Genomic DNA, 18060 nt, shown 5'->3' with positions numbered 1-18060 from the left:
CCGATAGAGGGTAGGGCGTGTCGAAACTGAAGGTGCTGGCGTTGGCGGGGCCATTGGCTGCGGTGATCTGGATTGCTGCGGTGGTGGTGTTTGGCGCGCGACTGGAGGGCTATGACCAACTGCGCCATCCGATCTCCCTGCTCGGCGCGCGCGGTGTGCCGGACGGTGAGCTGTTCAGCGCGCTGGGTTTCGTGCTGCCGGGCCTGCTTGCCGGGCTGGCCATGTTCGATCTGGTCCTGCGCATGCCCGCCAGCACGCCGCGCACCCTGCAGGTGGCCGCGCAGATGCTGCTGCTGGCTGCGGTCGCCTTTGCCGCAATGGGTTTGCTGCCCTTGGATGTGAAAGACATCGAGAACAGTGCCAGCCAGTTCCACGCCAGCGCCTGGCTGCTGTGGCTGGTGGCGTTCTGTGCGGGGGCCATTGCATTGCGGTTCGGGGCGGGCAAGGCCGGGGCGTGGCGCCCGTTGGCAACCTTGGCCGTGGCCTGTGCCATCTGGAGTGCCTGCAGTGCGTTCCTGTTCCAGACGGTAATGCCGGTGGCGATGGCCCAGCGGTTGGCCTTCCTGGGGTGGCTGGTGTGGCTGTTGGCGGCGTGGCGGTTGGCGCCGGCACGCTGAAACACGCACTACAGTGGCTGTCCGGCGATTTGACTGTTCTGCGAAACCCTACAGATATCAATAACCTGGGGCTTTCTGTCGCAGACAGGCAGGGGCTGGATTGGAGTGCGATGATGCACTGCGGTACCCTTTGCGGCTTTGCCGTTGCCCAGCGTTGCCATGTCCAGCGTCGAACCCAATATCTACGATCCCCAGCAGGTTGAATCCGCCGCCCAGAAATTCTGGGAGGCCACGAAGGCTTTCGAGGTGAACGAAACCTCGGACAAGCCCAAGTACTACTGCCTGTCGATGCTTCCGTACCCTTCGGGCGCGCTGCACATGGGCCATGTGCGCAACTACACCATCGGCGACGTCATCAGCCGCTACAAGCGCATGACCGGCTACAACGTGCTGCAGCCGATGGGTTGGGATGCGTTCGGCCTGCCGGCTGAGAACGCCGCGATCAAGAACAAGACCGCGCCGGCCAAGTGGACCTACGCCAACATCGATCACATGCGTGGCCAGTTCAAGGCCATGGGTTATGCGATCGACTGGTCGCGTGAGTTCGCCACCTGCACGCCGGACTACTACGTCCACGAGCAGCGCATGTTCACCCGCCTGATGCGCAAGGGCCTGGCCTACCGCCGCAACTCGGTGGTGAACTGGGACCCGGTGGACAACACCGTGCTGGCCAACGAACAGGTCATCGACGGCCGCGGCTGGCGCTCTGGCGCGCTGGTCGAGAAGCGTGAGATCCCGCAGTGGTTCCTGCGCATCACCGATTACGCCCAGGAGCTGCTGGACGGCCTGGACGAACTGCCGGGCTGGCCGGATTCGGTCAAGACCATGCAGCGCAACTGGATCGGCCGTTCCGAAGGCCTGGAAATCCAGTTCGACGTGCGCGATGTGGACGGCGCCGCACTGGACCCGCTGCGCGTGTTCACCACGCGCCCGGACACAGTGATGGGCGTGAGCTTTGTCTCCATCGCCGGCGAACACCCGCTGGCGCTGCATGCCGCCAGGAACAACCCGCAGCTGGCCGCAATGCTGGCTGAAATGAAGCAGGGCGGCGTCTCCGAGGCCGAGCTGGAAACCCAGGAAAAGCGCGGCATGGATACCGGCCTGCGCGCCATCCACCCGGTCAGCGGCGAGCAGGTGCCCATCTGGGTGGCCAACTTCGTGCTGATGGGCTACGGCACCGGCGCGGTGATGGCTGTTCCCGGCCACGATCAGCGTGATTTCGAATTCGCCAGCAAGTACAACCTGCCCAAGAAGCAGGTCATCGCACTGAAGTCGCCCAAGAACGACGACGAGCGCAGTTACGATGCGAGCCGTTGGCAGGATTGGTACGGCGACAAGACCCGCGAAACCGAGCTGGTCAATTCGGCCGAATTCGATGGCCTGGATTTCCAGGGTGCCTTCGAGGCACTGGCCGAGCGTTTCGAGCGCAAGGGCCAGGGCCAGCGCCGCGTCAATTACCGCCTGCGCGACTGGGGCGTGAGCCGCCAGCGTTACTGGGGCTGCCCGATTCCGGTCATCTACTGCGACACCTGCGGTGCGGTGCCGGTGCCGGAAGACCAGCTGCCGGTGATCCTGCCGGAGAACGTGGAGCTGACCGGCACGGGTTCGCCGATCAAGGCCGACCTGGAATGGCGCAAGACCACCTGCCCGGACTGCGGCGGCGCGGCCGAGCGCGAAACCGACACCTTCGATACCTTCATGGAGTCGAGCTGGTACTACGCCCGTTACACCTCGCCGGGTGCCCGTGATGCGGTGGACAAGCGCGGCAATTACTGGCTGCCGGTGGACCAGTACATCGGTGGCATCGAGCACGCCATCCTGCACCTGATGTACTTCCGTTTTTTCCACAAGCTGCTGCGCGATGCACGCATGGTGGACAGCAACGAGCCGGCGCAGAACCTGCTGTGCCAGGGCATGGTGATTGCAGAAACCTTCTACCGTCAGAACAGCGATGGTTCCAAGGATTGGTTCAACCCGGCCGACGTGGACGTGGTGCGTGACGAACGCGGCCGCATCACCGGCGCCACCCTGCGCGCGGATGGCCAGCCGGTGGTGATCGGCGGCACCGAAAAGATGTCCAAGTCGAAGAACAATGGCGTCGATCCGCAGGCGATGGTGGCCAAGTACGGCGCCGACACCGTGCGCCTGTTCTCGATGTTTGCTGCTCCGCCGGAGCAGTCATTGGAATGGAACGAGGCTGGCGTCGACGGCATGGCGCGTTTCCTGCGCCGTTTGTGGACGATGGTGCAGAAGCACGCCGACGGCGGTGTTGCCCCGGCAATGGATGTGGCTGCGCTGACCGCCGAACAGAAGGCGGTGCGCCGCAAGATCCACGAAACCATCGGCAAGGTCAGTGATGACTACGGCCGCCGCCATGCCTTCAACACCGCCATTGCGGCGGTGATGGAGCTGCTGAATGCACTGGCCAAGTTCGACGACGCCAGTGAACAGGGCCGTGCGGTGCGCCAGGAGGCCTTGCAGGCCACTGTGCTGCTGCTGAATCCGATCACCCCGCATGCCTGTCATGCGATGTGGCAACTGCTGGGCAATGGCGAGACGCTGCTGGAAGACCAGCCGTTCCCGCAGGCCGATGCAGCGGCACTGGTGAAGGACGCACTGACCCTGGCGGTGCAGGTCAACGGCAAGTTGCGCGGCACCATCGAGGTGGCGGCCGATGCATCACGCGAGCTGATCGAAGCGGCGGCCAAGGACGAGCCGAACACGGCCAAGTTCCTGGACGGCCTGACCATCCGCAAGGTCATCATCGTCCCGGGCAAGATCGTCAACATCGTCGCGGCGTAAAGCCAGCAATCGACGCGGCACAAGGCCCCTCTCCCGCAAGCGGGAGAGGGGTTGGGGTGAGGGCAGCCTCTGTCGTTGAAGCTTCAGTCATGCCTTGATTGACGTGGCCAGGGTGCTTCCAATGCCACGCGGTTTCATCTCCGCTCACCTCCAATGCGCGATCATCCGGGGCTGTCTTCTATTGCCGCCTTCGGCCGGCTCCTACAGACTGTGCCCATGACTCGATACCTGATCGCCCTGATCCTCGCCACCACCCTGACCGGCTGCGGTTTCCATCTGCGCAACCGGCTTACCCTGCCGGCGGACATGCCGGCGGTCAAAGTGGAATCCCAGACCCGCTACAGCGAACTGGTCAAACTGATCAATCGCGGCCTGCGCGCCTCGGGCGCGACGGTGGTCGGTGAAGACGGCACCCCGGGGCAGGGCAAGGACGACCCGGCGCTGGCGCGCCTGCAGATCCGTTCCGAGCGCTGGGGCGACCTGCCCATCGCCATCGATGCCCAGGGCCGTGCCCAGGAATACAGCCTGCGCTACGCGGTGGTGTTCACCTTCCTCAAGCCGGACGGCAGCGTGATGGTGCCGGAGCAGGCGGTGGAGCTGTCGCGCGACTATGTGTCCCCGCCTCTGGATGCCACTGGCACCACCACCGAGCGCGAGATCCTGGCCGACGAACTGCGCCGGGAAATGTCGGCTTCCATCCTGCGCCGCATCGACAGCGTGATCCGTGCTGATCTCGAAAAACAGAAGAATGCACCGGCTGTCCCGGCAACCAAGGGCGAGGGCGATGCCGGCTGAGGCATCGGCGCTTTCCCGGCTTCCGCGGGGGCAGGAGTAGGCAATGGAGCTGCGTCCAGAACAATTGGTGACCCAGGCGGGTTCTTCGCCGCTGGCGCCGGTGTACCTGATTGCCGGCCCGGAGTTGCTGCGCGTCATCGAAGCGGCCGACGCAGTGCGTGCCAAGGCGCGCGCCGAAGGCATCAGCGAGCGCGAGGTGTTCGATGCCGATGGCCGCGATTTCGACTGGAGCCAGCTTTCGTCCAGTTTCAATGCGCCCAGCCTGTTCAGTGCGCGGCGCCTGGTGGAAGTGCGCCTGCCCAGCGGCAAGCCGGGCAAGGAGGGCGCCGAGGTCATCAGCGAGTTCTGCGCCCGCCCGCCGTCGGATGTGGTGCTGCTGATCACCGCCGGCGAGTGGAGCAAGGCGCATCAGGGCAAATGGGCCGAGGCGGTTTCCAGGACGGGCGTGCTGTCAGTGGCCTGGGCAATCAAGCCGCATGAGCTGGGTGACTGGATTGAACGCCGCCTGCGGGCCAAGGGCCTGCGTGCCGATCCGGCGGCCGTGCAGCGCCTGAGCGAGCGCGTGGAGGGCAATCTTCTGGCCGCCGCGCAGGAGATCGACAAGCTGGCGTTGTTGGCCGATGGCCAATCGCTGGACGTGGCAAAGATGGAATCGCTGGTGGCCGACGCCGCGCGCTATGACGTGTTCCGTCTCAACGAAGCTGCATTCTCCGGCCAACCGCAGGCGGTGCTGCGCATGCTCGCCGGCCTGCGCGGCGAGGGCGAGGCAGTTGCGGCCCTGATGCCGATGGTCATTCGTGAGCTGCTGCTGACCGCAGGGTTGGCGCGGGTGCAGGCCGCTGGCGGCAACCTGGGCGGCGAGATGAAGGCCAAGGGCATCTGGGAATCGCGCCAGGCACCGTTCAAACGTGCCTTGCAGCGGCATCCCGATCCGCGCCGCTGGGAGCGTTTCGTGGCCGAGGCCTCGCAGGTGGACCGCATGGCCAAGGGCCGGGCCGACGGCGATCCGTGGCTGGCGCTGGAGCGCCTGCTGGTTGCCGTGTCCGAAGCCCGCGCGGTGCGCTTGCTGGCACGCGGAGTGCGTTGAAGTGGAGCGGTTGCGCTCTGCGCCGCCCGCCGAGCTGGCCCAGGCCGGCATGCTGGTGTTCTATGGCGGCACCTTCGACCCGGTTCACAACGGGCATCTGGCGATTGCCCGCTGTGCGGCGCAGGAGCTGCAGGTGCCGGTGCGGTTGATGCCGGCTGCCGATCCCCCGCACCGCGCGGTGCCGGGTGCGGATGCCCGGCAGCGCGCGCGCATGCTGGAATTGGCCGTAGCGGGCGAAGCCAATCTCACGGTGGATCTTCGCGAACTGCAGCGCGCCGCCGCGCGGCCCGGCGTGCCCTCGTGGACGATGGATACCCTGCGGGACATCCGTGCCGAGTTCGGGATGTCGCGCCCGGTGGCATTGTTGATGGGCGCCGACAGCCTGCTGGGGCTGCCTACCTGGCATGAATGGGAACATCTGCTTGACCTGGCCCATATTGTCGTGGCCGAGCGGCCGGGCAGTTCGCTGGACGACGCCATGCCGCCGCTGCTGGTGGCCCGCCTGCGTGATGCGTGGGTGCCGTCGCTTGCGGCGCTTTCAGGGGCGGCCGGACAGGTGGGGCGGCTGAACCAGCCGTTGCATGCCGAATCGGCCACCGCCGTGCGCGAGCGGATCGCCGCTGGCGGCAACTGGCGGCAATGGGTGCCGTCAGGGGTAGCTGATTTCATTCAGGAACAAAGCTTGTATGGCTGCCAACCAACGCCGTGAATGCCGGTTTCGGCCGGGTTCTCTATAATCGCCCCCTTATTCATCGAGTTCTGCTGCTTTGACCACCGAAGCCCAAGTCATCAAGACCCAATTGCCCAGCCCGCCACCCTCCGTTCCGGCCCTGCTGGCATCCGTTCATGCCGCGCTGGAAGAGCTCAAGGCCAGGGATGCGGTTGAGCTCGACGTGCGTGGCAAGTCCAGTGTTGCCGACTACATGGTCATCGCCTCGGGTACCTCCACCCGCCACGTCAAGTCGATTGGCGACGAGGTTGTGCGCTTTGCCAAGAACCTCGGCGTCATGCCGCTGGGCGTTGAAGGCGAGCGCGAAGCCGAGTGGGTGCTGGTGGACCTGGGCGATGTGATCGTCCACGTGATGCTGCCGCGCGTGCGTGAGCTGTATGCGCTGGAGCGCCTGTGGACGGTGGGCGACCAGCCGCCGTCGGTCTACGAGGACGAAGATGAGCAGAACGATCGCTGATCGTTTCCTGCCGCATGCTTCGCGACGGCGCCGCAGGGCGCCGTCTTCGTTTCAACGCCGCCAGGAGGTTGCGCCATGAAAGCCAGATTGATCGCCACCGGCGAGCGTGCGCCGTCCTGGGTGGCGCAGGGCTTTGCCGAGTACCAGAAACGTTTGTCGCACTGGCTGCCGCTGGAGCTGGTGGAAATCGAGCCGGGCCTGCGCGGCAAGGGCCGTGATCCGAAGCGGGCCATCGAAGATGAAGGCCGGCGCGTGCTCGCCGCGTTGCCGAAGAATCCCTATGTCGTCGCGCTGGACGTACCTGGCCGTCAGCTCAGTTCCGAGCAGTTGGCGCAGCGCCTGGAACACTGGCGTTCGCAGGGGCGGGACCTGGCCTTTCTCATCGGCGGCCCGGAAGGGCATGCGGCGGAAGTGTCTGCGGCGGCGGATGAAAAATGGTCGATTGGGCCGCTGACTTTGCCGCATATGCTGGTTCGGCTGGTTGTCGCCGAGCAGTTGTATCGCGCGGCGGCAATGTTGGCCAATCACCCCTACCATCGCGCGTGACATGCGTATAGAATGCGCGTCCCCGCCCGAATAGCTCAGCCGGTTAGAGCACTTGACTGTTAATCAGGGGGTCGTTGGTTCGAGTCCAACTTCGGGCGCCAGATACTGAAAAGCCGCGAGAAATCGCGGCTTTTTCTTTGCCTGCAAATCGGTGGTGCCGCGCGCATGCATCGGCATGGTTGCTGTGTGATTTGCGGAACTGCAGTGCGCGTGCAGGCGGCGATGGATGCGTGGGTGTTCATGCGGCCGGCCGATACGCGTTTGCGCACCAATGTGGCGCTGCGACCATGATGCCGCGCTCATGGCGGCTGCGTATTGGTGGTGATCTCGCGCCTGGGCGATAAGCTCTGCCGTGGTGGCGGTGAGCGATCCTGCGATAGCCCTCAAACACAAGCCAACAAAAAAGCCTGCGATTGCTCGCAGGCTTTTTTGTTGAATGCTTGGCGCCCGAAGTTGGACTCGAACCAACGACCCCCTGATTAACAGTCAAGTGCTCTAACCGGCTGAGCTATTCGGGCGGGGAGGCGCATTCTAATCGCCCTGAGCAGGGCGTGCAAGCATTCATCTGCCGATGGTGGCTCATTCAACACAGGCCCGCGGCGCCTTGGGGCGCTGGCTGCGCACCCGCCCGGCGTTGTTGACGATGACCTGCGTGAGCAGGGCGCCGTCCTTGCCGCAGATGGAAACGGTGAGGTTGGAGCCGGCACTGCGCCCGTCGGGCAGATAGCGGATGCTCGACCTGCCGCGCGAGCTGACCATCCTGAGCTGCGATGACGTGGGATGGTTGTCGCTGCGGACGATGTCGGCCGGCTTGGCTGGCGTCCGCCTGCCGTTGCGGTCAACGAACACCAGCCAGCCGATGCTCCAGTCATTCCTGCCGCTGCAGTGCCGGCCATCCGTTGAAGGGCACAGCACCGCCGGTTTCCTGTGCGATATGGCCGTCATGCGCGCCAGTTGGAGGTGGTGGATCAGCGCGTGCTCGGCGGCGAGGGCGCGGTGCCGCTCGGTCAGCGCCGAGAAGGCCGGTGTGGCAACGGCGGCCAGCAGCGCAAGCACTGCCACGCACACCAGCAGCTCGATCAGGCTGAAGCCCGGTTGCGCATGGAATGGGCGCCATGGCACCGGCTGGAAGTGAGGGGACATGTGCGGCCTTGTCAGGCGGGAGTCAGCTAGGCTTGCGGACCGGCCGAGGCGGCGGTGTCGGATGGCTTCGTGACTGAACGTGGGGCTGGGCCGTGGCCGGTCGTCATCCCCGCGCTGGCTATACTGGGCAGTCCACGCAGGCCAGCTCCCCTCATGTCCGATCGCTTTCAGCTCGTATCGCCGTATTCCCCGGCCGGTGACCAGCCCGCCGCCATCGACAAGCTGGTGGCGAACTTCGAGGCTGGCATTGCCAAGCAGACGCTGCTGGGCGTCACCGGCTCGGGCAAGACCTACACCATCGCCAATGTGGTGCAGCAGGTGCAGCGGCCCACCCTGGTGATGGCGCCGAACAAGACGCTGGCCGCGCAGTTGTACGGCGAGTTCAAGGCGTTCTTCCCGCACAACGCGGTGGAGTACTTCGTCAGCTACTACGACTACTACCAGCCTGAAGCCTATGTGCCTTCGTCGGACACCTTCATCGAGAAGGACAGTTCGATCAACGAGCACATCGAGCAGATGCGCCTGGCAGCAACCAAGACCCTGCTGTCGCGCCCGGATGCGATCGTGGTGGCCACGGTGTCGGCCATCTATGGCTTGGGCGCACCGGAAGATTACCTGTCACTGCGCTTGATCCTGTCCACTGGCGAGCGCATCGACCAGCGTGACCTGATCAAGCACCTCACCCAGCTACAGTACACGCGCAACGAATACGAACTGCAGCGCGGCACCTTCCGCGTGCGCGGTGAAGTGATCGACGTGTTTCCGGCCGAACTGGATGGCGAGGCGGTGCGCATCGAGTTGTTCGACGGCGAGATCGAACAGCTGAGCATGTTTGATCCGCTCACCGGCGAAAGTTTGCGCCGGATGCAGCGTTACACCATCTACCCGAAGACGCACTACGCCACCACCCGCGAACGGGTGTTGGCGGCGGTGGACACCATCAAGGTGGAACTGAAGGAGCGGCTGGAGCAGCTGTACGCGCAGAACAAGCTGGTCGAGGCGCAGCGGTTGGCGCAGCGCACGCAGTTCGATCTGGAGATGATGGCCGAGGTGGGGTGCTGCAACGGCATCGAAAACTACTCGCGGCATCTCACCGGCAAGGCGGCGGGCGAGCCGCCGCCGACCTTGTTCGACTACCTGCCGGCCGATGCGCTGCTGGTCATTGACGAATCGCACGTGACCATTCCGCAGATTGGTGCGATGTACAAAGGCGACCGCTCGCGCAAGGAGACGCTGGTGGAGTTCGGCTTCCGCCTGCCGTCGGCACTGGACAACCGCCCGCTGCGTTTCGAGGAATGGGAGGCGCGCTCGCCGCGCAGCATCTATGTATCGGCGACGCCGGGTCCGTATGAGCTGCGTGAATCGGGCGAGGAGATCACCGAGCTGGTGGTGCGCCCGACCGGCCTGATCGATCCGCAGGTCGAAATCCGCCCGGTTGGCACCCAGGTGGATGACCTGATGTCCGAGTGCAATGCGCGCATCAAGATGGGCGACCGCGTGCTGGTCACCACGCTGACCAAGCGCATGGCCGAGAACCTCACCGAATACCTGGGCGAGCACGGCATCCGTGTGCGCTACCTGCACTCGGACGTGGACACGGTGGAGCGCGTGGAAATCATCCGTGACCTGCGCCTGGGCAAGTTCGACGTGCTGGTCGGCATCAACCTGCTGCGCGAAGGCCTGGACATGCCCGAGGTGTCACTGGTTGCCATCCTTGATGCAGACAAGGAAGGCTTCCTGCGTTCCACGGGCTCGTTGATCCAGACCATTGGCCGCGCTGCACGCAACGTGCGCGGCAAGGCGATCCTCTATGCCGACAAGATGACCCGCTCGATGCAGGCGGCCATTGATGAGACGGACCGCCGCCGGCAGAAGCAGGTGGAGTACAACGAAGAACACGGCATCGTGCCCAAGTCGGTTGCGCGGCCGATCGTGGACATTCTTGAAGGGGCGCACGAAGAAGGCTCGGCCAAGTCCGCAGCCAAGGGCAAGGGGCGGCGCGTGGCCGAACCCGAGGCGGACTATCTGCCGATGGAGCCGGCCCGGCTGGTGGCGCGGATCAAGGAGCTGGAGCAGAAGATGTACCAGCATGCGCGCGACCTGGAGTTCGAGGATGCCGCCCGCGTGCGCGACCAGATTCACCGCCTGAAGGAGGCCAACCTGGGCTGAGCAGGGCAATGTGAAGATTTTTTCAGAAACCTATTGTCCTGCCCGGTTTCCTTGGTTAAGATACGCGCCCTCGCAACGCACAATTGGTTGCTGAGAAGGGCGGTTAGCTCAGCGGTAGAGCACTACCTTGACATGGTAGGGGTCACAGGTTCGAACCCTGTACCGCCCACCACTTCCTGGAAACGGAGAAGTGGAGATAAACGAAAAAAGCCGGCCATTGGTCGGCTTTTTTGTTTTTGCCCGGCACGGGGCATCCGCCGTTCACGCGCGACGCACAACGGTTTCGCCGTACTCCGCGCGGGGCCGCCGCGGCTTTCGCGGAAGCGTGATCGGGCAATGCGCATTACCGTGGCGAACCTGCGCACTGAAGCTAGCGTGCCTGGGTTGTTCGCGTGTCGCGCCATCGGCCAGTCTGTGCAGAACAATGCGCGGGAGAGGGCGTGATGGGCTGGAAGCGGGGAGTGGCTGGCGTGGCGATCTGCATGGTCGCGTTGGGAGCGGTGTTCCAGGCAGCTGCGGAAACGTGGCGGCCAGCGCAGGCAGCCGATGGGGCGCCCAACATCATTGTGGTGCTGCTGGACGACGTCGGATTCAGCGATCCCGCCGGCTACGGCGGTGTGGCCGAAATGCCGGGCTTTGATCGGGTGGCCGGCAGCGGGCTGCGCTTCACCAACTTCAACACCACCGGCATGTGTTCGCCAACGCGCGCGTCATTGCTCTCCGGCCGCAATCATCATGCGGTGGGTTTTGGCCGTGTAGCCGATTGGGCAACCGCCACGCCCGGATACGATGCGGTGTGGAAGCCCGATTCGGCGCCCATTGCGCGCGTGCTTGCCGATGCCGGCTACAGCACCGCGGCGATAGGCAAATGGCACAACACGCCGGAGTGGGAGGTTTCCCCGGCCGGGCCGTTTGACCGTTGGCCCACCGGGCTGGGCTTTGACTACTTCTACGGCATCATGAATCACGGTGGTGACAACCACTGGGAGCCGGCCAGTCTCTATCGCAACACCACGCCGGTGGAGCCGGTGCGTGTTGCCGGCCGTGAATACCATCTCACCGGCGACTTCGTGGACGATGCCATCGCGTGGGTGGGGACGCATCGTTCGGTGGCACCGCAAAAGCCGTATTTTCTGTATCTGGCCACGGGTGCGGTTCACGCGCCGCATCATGTGCCGCAGGAGTGGATTGCGAAATATCGCGGGCGTTTTGACCAGGGCTGGGATCAGCTGCGCGAAGAGATATTCGCGCGGCAGAAATCGCTGGGGATTGTTCCGGCAAGTGCGCAGCTGACACCGCGGCCAGATGAAATCCCGGCCTGGAAGTCACTCAATGCCGAACAGCGAAAAGTCTTCGCCAGGCAGATGGAGGTCTTCACGGCCTATCTGGCGCATACCGATCATGAAGTGCAGCGCCTGCTGGAGGCCGTGTCGGCGCATGATCCGGCCAGCAATACGCTGGTTTTCTATATCGCCGGCGACAACGGTGCCAGTGGCATGGAGGGCATCCACGGTTACATGGATGCCGCAGGCGGCTACGCGCCGCAATTGCAGCACTTGGATGAGCTGGGTGGCCCGCTGCATTTCAATGACTATTCATCCGCATGGGCCTGGGTGGGCAGCACGCCGTTCCAGTGGATGAAACAGGTTGCCTCGCACTTTGGTGGCCTGCGTGTGGCCATGGCCGTTTCCTGGCCGGGAAAGCTGCAGCAACCCGGTGCGATCGTGGAGCGGTTCGCCCATGTCGATGATGTTGCGGCGACGATTCTGGATGTTGCCGGTGCCCCGATGCCGGACGTGCTGGCCGGGGTTGCGCAGCGCCCGCTGGATGGAAAGAGCTTCCGTGACGTTTTCGCAAACGCCGCTGCGCAGGCCGATGGACGCGTGCAGTACTTTGAAATGCTGGGCAACCGCGCGCTGTATCAGGATGGCTGGATCGCGAGCGCACGCCACATGACGCCGTGGATCAAGCCGTATCCGGAGGATTTCGAGAACGGGCCGTGGGAGCTGTATAACCTGGAGGAGGATTTCAGCCAGTCCAGGAATCTGGCTGCGGAACATCCGGAAAGGTTGCAGGCGATGAAGCAGCGCTTTGACCTTGAAGCCCGTCGCAACAATGTCTACCCGTTGGCCAACTACGTGGAAGGGCGCGACTACGGCATGCCGACGGTGGCCGGGGACAGAAAGGTGTTCGAGTTCAGGCCTGCCGTTGGACGCCTGCCTTCCAAAACCCTGCCGCGGCTTGCGCGCTCCAGCTTTTCGGTGGAAGCGCGGGTGCAGGTGCCGGAAAAAGGCGGCGAAGGCATGCTGATGGCCTATGGCAGCCGGCTGGGCGGATTTGCCTGGCATATGCGCGACGGGCACCTGGTGTTGAGCAACAACGTCAACGGCCGTGCGCATGCTGAACTTGTTTCGCCGGCGCGGGTGCAGCCCGGCGATGCCTTGCTGCGTATGTCTTTCAGACGGGATCCCGACGGTTTGGCGGGTGCGCTGGCGTTGTATGTGGATGAGCGGAAAGTCGCCGAAACCCGCCTCGACAGGCTGGGCTCGCCGGTCCTCGGCTCACTGGGCATCGGCCAGGCGTTTACCTCGCCGATAAGCGCCGGCTACTCGTTGCCCCATGTGTTCAACGGCAAGTTGGAACAACTGCGCGTCGTAGTGGAATAGGGCGGCTGGTTTGATCACCCCGGCGGGGACTGCTGCCCCGCCTGATGTGTGGCTGCTGCGGAAGCGACCGGCAGTAGCTACTTCCCAAGCGTATAGGCGAGGATTTCATCACCTGCATCGTCCCGCTCTCCGGTGGGTTGCCAGCCCAGGTGCCGGTAAAAGCCGTAGGAGCGGACCTTGGGGTCGGCGGAGCAGGCCAGGAACAGGCGATCAAAGCCCTGTTGTTGAAAGTGGCCGGTCATCAGCCCCAGCAGGGTTTTGCCGAGCCCTTGCCGCTCATATGCAGGCAACAGGGCGAGCACGATGATCTCGCCGCTGTCGCGGTCGCCAAAGCAATAGCCAACCATCTGGTTGTCCACGCACGCGACAAAGCCCGGGAAACTGCCGTCGGCGATGCCGGCGCCCCAGGACGCGGTGGTGATGCCCAGGGCTGCGAGGTCGTCTTCCGAGAAGGCGTTTTCCCGGGTCTGGCCGCGAATGGCGATGCACCGTGCAGCATCATCCGGCATTGCCCGGCGGTACGTTGCGTCGGCCATGGGCTAAACAGTTCCTGTTGGAGCGCCCGGTAACATTGCATTCCTGCTGGTGTATTGGAAGCAGCGGCGCGGCAGGAAAATCGAGCGTCCTACGGCGCGGTGCCCGCGCTGACCGCAGCCAGCAGCAGCGTGGCCAGCAGCACGGCAGCGAACAACAGGGGTTTCAGGCGCAGCCTTGGCGCGGCTTCATCCGGCTCTGGTGCCACGCGCTGGATCAGGCCTTCGGGGAAATGGTTGCCGGCCATGTTCGCATCGCAGGCGTCTTCGCAGGCGCCGCATTCAATGCAACGGCTGGAGTGCCCGTTGCGAATGTCCAGGCCGATGGGGCACGCGCTGAGGCAGGCGTTGCAGTCGGTGCAATCCCCCAGGTGGGTGGAGCTGAACTTGGGCAGGGCACCAGCAATGGCCGGATGCGACGCGCGGAAGACGTAATCATTGGCGGTGATCGGATCGAGCAGGCCGCGCGTGCGGTGCAGCACGCTGATGCTTCCGGGCTCGCGCGTGCCGCGTGGTTCGCCACGGCGCGCGTTGTACTGGACGGTGGGTGTGCTGGTATCGGCGATGAGGTGCTGCACGCGGCTGTACGGGCACAGGTGCGTGCAAACCTGCTCATGCAGGTAGACCACATTGGCCCAGGTGGCCAGTGCGTAGAAGGCAATCCAGAAGCACTCCCATGGGCCCAGCGAGAGTTGCAGCAGGTCGTGGAGAATGCCACCGATGGGGCTGAAATAGCCGACGAAGCTGATGCCGGTCCACAGTGCGATGACGGCCCACAGCGCATGTCGCACGGCCGGGCCGAAGCGCCTGGCAGGCCCGTCGAAGGTGGTCAGCCGGTCAAGCCAGCGAAAGACGCGCATCAATACGGTCTGCGGGCAGGCATGGCTGCACCACAGGCGGCCGAACAGCACGGTGACCAGACACAGCGCGGCAAGGGCTGCGGCCACGAGCCACAGCAGCGGGAGGGCGTTTTCCGGTTGCAGGGTGAAGCCGAACAGATGAAAGCGGCGCGCGGAAAGATCCAGCAGCAGCGCGGGTTGTCCATTCAGGTGCAGCCACGGCAACAAATAGAACGCGCATAGCAGCGCCAGCGCGACGGCAGTCCGCAGCGCGGTACGCGCCCGTTTACCCTGGGACACGCTCATTCGTAATCGTTTCCGGCGTTTTCGTCGCGGCGCGGGCGCAGCAGCAGGGCGGTGAATGCGCTGGCCGAGGCCGTGGCCAGCCAGAGCAGCAGAAAGCCGAGCGTGTAGCCGAATTCCCGGCTGATGTCGTGGCCGGGCAGGCTGATGGCGGCCAGTTTCAACGGGTCCACCATCGAAAAGAACAGTGCGGCCGCCACCGTGGCTGCAAAAAAACTGGGCCAAAGCACCGCGCCCAGCTGCTTGAGCGCGGGGCGGGTGAGGGGCGTGGCGGGGTCGATATCGTTCATGGGTCCGGAGTTGCGCGGCGGGCCCGGGACGGAATGCGCTGGCTGATGCCGCAGCAGGGTCCATGGGCGGATTGGTGAGGACATCAGCCTAGGGAGCCTGGTGCTGAATGGCCTTGATCTGAATCAAGTTGACCGGGCCCGGGATTGATCTTGCTCAAGGCGCGTGGCGACGCCTTGGCTGATGCTGCAGGCATGGACACGAAACCCACCTTGCTCAATCCCCTGGGCTGGACCTTTGACCCGGAACTGTTGCGTCGGCATGACCGGCCGGGCCCGCGCTACACCTCCTATCCGACCGCGCCGCATTTCCATGACGGCTACGGCCAGGCGCAGTTCGAGGCCGCCATTGCCCGCAGCAATGCTGCAGGCCGGCCGCTTTCGTTGTACGTGCACGTGCCGTACTGCACCAGCCCGTGTTTCTACTGTGGCTGCAACCGCATCATCAGCCGCGACCGCAGCAAGGGTGAGCATTACGTGGACCAGGTGCTGCTGGAGGCCGACCGCGCCGCGCCCTTGTTTGGCGCCGAGCGCGAGGTGATCCAGCTGCACTTCGGCGGGGGCACGCCGAATTTTCTGGAGCCGGCGCAGCTGCGGCGATTGGTGGACGGGCTGGCGCAACGTTTCAACTTCAGCCAAAGCAGTGCGCGCGATTTCTCCATCGAACTGGACCCGCGTTCGGTCAATGTGGAAGACATCGCTGTGCTGGCCGAACTGGGCTTCAATCGCGCCAGCCTCGGCATCCAGGATTTCGACCCGGTGGTGCAGCAGGCGATCAACCGCATCCAGGGCGTCGAGGAAACGATGGCCATCATCCAGGCCTGCCGCGACAACGGCATGCGCTCGGTCAACGTGGATCTGATCTACGGCCTGCCGCAACAGACGCTGCAAGGCTTCGGGCGCACGCTGGATACGGTGATGGCCGCACGCCCGGACCGCCTGGCCATCTATGGCTACGCGCACCTGCCGCACATGTTCAAGGCACAGCGGCAGATTGCCGATGCCGATCTGCCCAGCCCGGAACAGAAGCTGGCACTGCTGGGGTTGGCGGTGGAGCGCCTGTCGGCGGCGGGCTACCAGTACATCGGCATGGATCACTTCGCCCTGCCGGAAGATGACCTGTCACGCGCACAGCGCGCCGGCAGCCTGCATCGCAATTTCATGGGTTACACCACGCATGCCGATACCGATCTGCTGGGCCTGGGCGTCAGCGCCATCAGCCGCATCGACAACAGCTACAGCCAGAATCCGCGGGAACTCCGGGACTGGGAGGCGCGGCTGGACGAAGGTGGCCTGCCGGTGTGGCGCGGGCTGGAGCTGGACCAGGACGACGTGCTGCGCGCTGAGCTGATCCAGGAGTTGATGTGTCACGGCACAGTCGATGGCTATGCACTGGGCAAGCGCCATGGCATCGACTTTGACAGCTACTTCGCCGATGAACTGGACGCATTGCAGCAGTTGCAGCGGGACGGGCTGGCCTGCTGCAGCGACGGACGCCTGGCCGCCACCCGCCAGGGGCGGCCGCTGTTGCGGTTGATCGCCATGTGTTTTGACCGTTATCTGAAGGCGCCGCAGCAGCCGGCTCGGTATTCCCGGGCCATCTGAAGCGGCTCCGCCCCCGGAAGCTGAAGGCTGCGATTCACAATCGCGGCCCGATCAGGCACGCTATCGCGATGCCCGGGTGGCGAAACTGGTAGACGCAAGGGACTTAAAATCCCTCAGCTGAAAGGCTATGCGGGTTCGATCCCCGCCCCGGGCACAACTTCCGCACAATCAGGAATGGCATGAGTGCCCCGATCACCGCCGCGGCCACGCCGCGGATCGCCATCATTGGTCTGGGCTATGTTGGCCTGCCGCTGGCCGTGGAATTCGGCAAGACGCTGGACACGCTGGGCTATGACATCAATGCCGCCCGTGTCGCCGAGCTGCAGGCCGGCCATGATCACACGCTGGAGCTGGACGACGCCGAGCTGGCCAGCGGGGTCCACGCACGCTACACCGACGACGCGGACGCGCTTGCCGCACGCAACGTTTTCATCGTCACCGTGCCTACGCCCATCGATGCCTACGAACAGCCGGATCTGGAACCGCTGCGACAGGCCAGCCTGCTGATTGCAGGCGTGCTCAAGCGTGGCGATCTGGTGATCTACGAATCCACGGTTTACCCGGGCACCACCGAGGAGGTCTGTGTGCCGTTGCTGGAGCAGGGCTCGGGGCTGCGTTTCAACACCGATTTCTACTGCGGCTACAGCCCGGAACGGATCAACCCCGGTGATCGCCAGCGACGCCTGCCTGACATCCGCAAGATCACGTCCGGCTCCACGCCGGAAGCGGCTACCGTGGTGGATGCGTTGTACCAGCGCATCATCACCGCCGGCACCTGGCCGGCGTCTTCCATCCGCGTGGCCGAGGCCGCCAAGGTGGTGGAAAACATCCAGCGTGACGTGAACATCGCGTTGGTCAACGAGCTGGCCCTGATCTTCGACCGGCTCGACATCGACACGCTGGACGTTCTTGAAGCCGCAGGCACCAAGTGGAATTTCCTGCCGTTCCGGCCCGGCATGGTGGGCGGGCACTGCATTGGCGTTGATCCGTATTACCTGCTGCACAAATCCGAGAGCGTGGGCTACCACCCGGATTTGATCCACACTGCGCGTCAGGTCAACAACCGGGTGGTGGCGCATGTGGTGTCGCGCGTGCGCCTGCTGCTGGAAGAAAAGCGCAAGCGGCTGCAGGGCGCGCGCGTGCTGGTGCTGGGCGTGACGTTCAAGGAGGACTGCCCGGATCTGCGCAATAGTCGCGCGCTGGACCTGGTACAGATGCTGTCTGCCGCGGGTGCGCAGGTGGATGCATTCGACCCCTGGGCCGACCCGAACGGCGCACATGACATGGGCGGTGTAGAACTTGTGAAAGCCCCGCTGCAAGGCGCTTACGACGCGGTGGTACTGGCCGTGGCGCATCAGCAGTTCCGTGATTTCGATGTGTCCCATATCCGCGCACTGGGTGTGCCGGACATGGTGGTCTACGACGTCAAATCGGCCTGGCCCAGACAAGCAGTGGACGACAGGTTGTAGAATCCGCCATCC

At 64.5% G+C, this 18060-nt stretch carries 16 protein-coding genes and 4 tRNA genes; 14 read left to right on the top strand and 6 right to left on the bottom strand.

Annotated elements, in window-relative coordinates:
* Positions 1–17 precede the first annotated feature (17 nt).
* The 8 genes from ACVOLO_RS10675 (at position 18) to ACVOLO_RS10640 (ending at position 7135) form a co-directional block, all read left to right on the top strand.
* Positions 18–617 carry a DUF998 domain-containing protein gene (locus ACVOLO_RS10675; protein ID WP_481570249.1) on the top strand — a complete coding sequence of 200 codons (600 nt, stop codon included), beginning with the start codon at positions 18–20 and terminating at the stop codon, positions 615–617.
* A gap of 159 nt (positions 618–776) precedes the next feature.
* Positions 777–3419 carry a leucine--tRNA ligase gene (leuS, locus tag ACVOLO_RS10670; protein WP_481570248.1) on the top strand — a complete coding sequence of 881 codons (2643 nt, stop codon included), beginning with the start codon at positions 777–779 and terminating at the stop codon, positions 3417–3419.
* A 216-nt stretch (positions 3420–3635) separates the two neighbouring features.
* Positions 3636–4214 carry an LPS-assembly lipoprotein LptE gene (locus tag ACVOLO_RS10665; protein WP_481570247.1) on the top strand — a complete coding sequence of 193 codons (579 nt, stop codon included), beginning with the start codon at positions 3636–3638 and terminating at the stop codon, positions 4212–4214.
* Positions 4215–4257: 43 nt separating this feature from the next.
* Positions 4258–5301, top strand: coding sequence for a DNA polymerase III subunit delta (holA, locus tag ACVOLO_RS10660; RefSeq protein WP_481570246.1), 1044 nt, complete (start codon positions 4258–4260; stop codon positions 5299–5301).
* 49 nt (positions 5302–5350) lie between these two features.
* Positions 5351–6010: a nicotinate-nucleotide adenylyltransferase gene (nadD, locus tag ACVOLO_RS10655; RefSeq protein ID WP_481570298.1), complete on the top strand. Its 660-nt coding sequence runs from the start codon at positions 5351–5353 to the stop codon at positions 6008–6010.
* Between the two features lie 58 nt (positions 6011–6068).
* Positions 6069–6488, top strand: coding sequence for a ribosome silencing factor (gene rsfS, locus ACVOLO_RS10650; RefSeq protein WP_481570245.1), 420 nt, complete (start codon positions 6069–6071; stop codon positions 6486–6488).
* A 75-nt stretch (positions 6489–6563) separates the two neighbouring features.
* Positions 6564–7034 (top strand): 23S rRNA (pseudouridine(1915)-N(3))-methyltransferase RlmH, encoded by a 471-nt coding sequence (rlmH, locus tag ACVOLO_RS10645; RefSeq protein ID WP_481570244.1) that lies wholly within the window; start codon positions 6564–6566, stop codon positions 7032–7034.
* Positions 7035–7058: 24 nt separating this feature from the next.
* Positions 7059–7135: transfer RNA gene (locus tag ACVOLO_RS10640), tRNA-Asn, on the top strand.
* Here ACVOLO_RS10640 and ACVOLO_RS10635 read toward each other — a convergent pair.
* From ACVOLO_RS10635 to ACVOLO_RS10625, 3 genes are all read right to left on the bottom strand, one after another.
* On the bottom strand, positions 7098–7337 hold the full coding sequence (locus tag ACVOLO_RS10635; RefSeq protein ID WP_481570243.1) for a hypothetical protein: 240 nt from the start codon (positions 7335–7337) through the stop codon (positions 7098–7100). The two genes, ACVOLO_RS10640 and ACVOLO_RS10635, sit on opposite strands and share 38 nt — an antisense overlap.
* A gap of 138 nt (positions 7338–7475) precedes the next feature.
* A tRNA-Asn gene (locus tag ACVOLO_RS10630) sits at positions 7476–7552 on the bottom strand.
* A gap of 61 nt (positions 7553–7613) precedes the next feature.
* Positions 7614–8177 carry a GspH/FimT family pseudopilin gene (locus ACVOLO_RS10625; protein ID WP_481570241.1) on the bottom strand — a complete coding sequence of 188 codons (564 nt, stop codon included), beginning with the start codon at positions 8175–8177 and terminating at the stop codon, positions 7614–7616.
* A 153-nt stretch (positions 8178–8330) separates the two neighbouring features.
* Here ACVOLO_RS10625 and uvrB point away from each other — a divergent pair, with 153 nt between their 5' ends.
* The 3 genes from uvrB to ACVOLO_RS10610 all read left to right on the top strand — a co-directional run bounded on the left by uvrB (position 8331) and on the right by ACVOLO_RS10610 (position 13012).
* On the top strand, positions 8331–10346 hold the full coding sequence (uvrB, locus tag ACVOLO_RS10620; protein ID WP_481570240.1) for an excinuclease ABC subunit UvrB: 2016 nt from the start codon (positions 8331–8333) through the stop codon (positions 10344–10346).
* A 97-nt stretch (positions 10347–10443) separates the two neighbouring features.
* A tRNA-Val gene (locus ACVOLO_RS10615) sits at positions 10444–10518 on the top strand.
* Positions 10519–10789: 271 nt separating this feature from the next.
* Positions 10790–13012: an arylsulfatase gene (locus ACVOLO_RS10610; protein ID WP_481570297.1), complete on the top strand. Its 2223-nt coding sequence runs from the start codon at positions 10790–10792 to the stop codon at positions 13010–13012.
* Positions 13013–13089: 77 nt separating this feature from the next.
* Here the strand turns inward: ACVOLO_RS10610 and ACVOLO_RS10605 are convergent, their stop codons facing one another.
* The 3 genes from ACVOLO_RS10605 to ACVOLO_RS10595 form a co-directional block, all read right to left on the bottom strand.
* Positions 13090–13548 carry an N-acetyltransferase family protein gene (locus ACVOLO_RS10605; RefSeq protein ID WP_481570239.1) on the bottom strand — a complete coding sequence of 153 codons (459 nt, stop codon included), beginning with the start codon at positions 13546–13548 and terminating at the stop codon, positions 13090–13092.
* Positions 13549–13637: 89 nt separating this feature from the next.
* The gene (locus tag ACVOLO_RS10600) at positions 13638–14690 is read right to left on the bottom strand and encodes a 4Fe-4S dicluster domain-containing protein (RefSeq protein ID WP_481570238.1); all 1053 of its coding nucleotides are present in this window, start codon (positions 14688–14690) and stop codon (positions 13638–13640) included.
* On the bottom strand, positions 14687–14977 hold the full coding sequence (locus ACVOLO_RS10595; protein ID WP_481570237.1) for a hypothetical protein: 291 nt from the start codon (positions 14975–14977) through the stop codon (positions 14687–14689). Before ACVOLO_RS10595 ends, ACVOLO_RS10600 begins: the two co-directional genes overlap by 4 nt.
* Positions 14978–15169: 192 nt before the next feature.
* Between ACVOLO_RS10595 and hemN the strand changes: the two genes are divergently transcribed.
* The 3 genes from hemN to ACVOLO_RS10580 all read left to right on the top strand — a co-directional run bounded on the left by hemN (position 15170) and on the right by ACVOLO_RS10580 (position 18048).
* Entirely contained in the window at positions 15170–16579 is a 1410-nt protein-coding gene (hemN, locus tag ACVOLO_RS10590) for an oxygen-independent coproporphyrinogen III oxidase (protein ID WP_481570236.1), read from the top strand.
* A gap of 70 nt (positions 16580–16649) precedes the next feature.
* A tRNA-Leu gene (locus ACVOLO_RS10585) sits at positions 16650–16733 on the top strand.
* A gap of 25 nt (positions 16734–16758) precedes the next feature.
* Positions 16759–18048 carry a nucleotide sugar dehydrogenase gene (locus tag ACVOLO_RS10580; protein ID WP_481570234.1) on the top strand — a complete coding sequence of 430 codons (1290 nt, stop codon included), beginning with the start codon at positions 16759–16761 and terminating at the stop codon, positions 18046–18048.
* Positions 18049–18060 lie beyond the last annotated feature (12 nt).

This window comes from Stenotrophomonas sp. STEN056 (genome assembly GCF_056759635.1).
This window is presented reverse-complemented; position numbering and strand designations above follow the sequence as displayed.

What these genes read in the sequence shown, in the direction of transcription:
- leuS (WP_481570248.1), top strand. Translation starts at nt 777, where the DNA reads ATGTCCAGCGTCGAACCCAATATCTACGATCCCCAGCAGGTTGAATCC.
- ACVOLO_RS10665 (WP_481570247.1), top strand. Translation starts at nt 3,636, where the DNA reads ATGACTCGATACCTGATCGCCCTGATCCTCGCCACCACCCTGACCGGC.
- holA (WP_481570246.1), top strand. Translation starts at nt 4,258, where the DNA reads ATGGAGCTGCGTCCAGAACAATTGGTGACCCAGGCGGGTTCTTCGCCG.
- nadD (WP_481570298.1), top strand. Translation starts at nt 5,351, where the DNA reads ATGCTGGTGTTCTATGGCGGCACCTTCGACCCGGTTCACAACGGGCAT.
- rlmH (WP_481570244.1), top strand. Translation starts at nt 6,564, where the DNA reads ATGAAAGCCAGATTGATCGCCACCGGCGAGCGTGCGCCGTCCTGGGTG.
- ACVOLO_RS10635 (WP_481570243.1), bottom strand. Translation starts at nt 7,337, where the DNA reads ATGAGCGCGGCATCATGGTCGCAGCGCCACATTGGTGCGCAAACGCGT.
- ACVOLO_RS10625 (WP_481570241.1), bottom strand. Translation starts at nt 8,177, where the DNA reads ATGTCCCCTCACTTCCAGCCGGTGCCATGGCGCCCATTCCATGCGCAA.
- uvrB (WP_481570240.1), top strand. Translation starts at nt 8,331, where the DNA reads ATGTCCGATCGCTTTCAGCTCGTATCGCCGTATTCCCCGGCCGGTGAC.
- ACVOLO_RS10610 (WP_481570297.1), top strand. Translation starts at nt 10,790, where the DNA reads ATGGGCTGGAAGCGGGGAGTGGCTGGCGTGGCGATCTGCATGGTCGCG.
- ACVOLO_RS10605 (WP_481570239.1), bottom strand. Translation starts at nt 13,548, where the DNA reads ATGGCCGACGCAACGTACCGCCGGGCAATGCCGGATGATGCTGCACGG.
- ACVOLO_RS10600 (WP_481570238.1), bottom strand. Translation starts at nt 14,690, where the DNA reads ATGAGCGTGTCCCAGGGTAAACGGGCGCGTACCGCGCTGCGGACTGCC.
- ACVOLO_RS10595 (WP_481570237.1), bottom strand. Translation starts at nt 14,977, where the DNA reads ATGAACGATATCGACCCCGCCACGCCCCTCACCCGCCCCGCGCTCAAG.
- hemN (WP_481570236.1), top strand. Translation starts at nt 15,170, where the DNA reads ATGGACACGAAACCCACCTTGCTCAATCCCCTGGGCTGGACCTTTGAC.
- ACVOLO_RS10580 (WP_481570234.1), top strand. Translation starts at nt 16,759, where the DNA reads ATGAGTGCCCCGATCACCGCCGCGGCCACGCCGCGGATCGCCATCATT.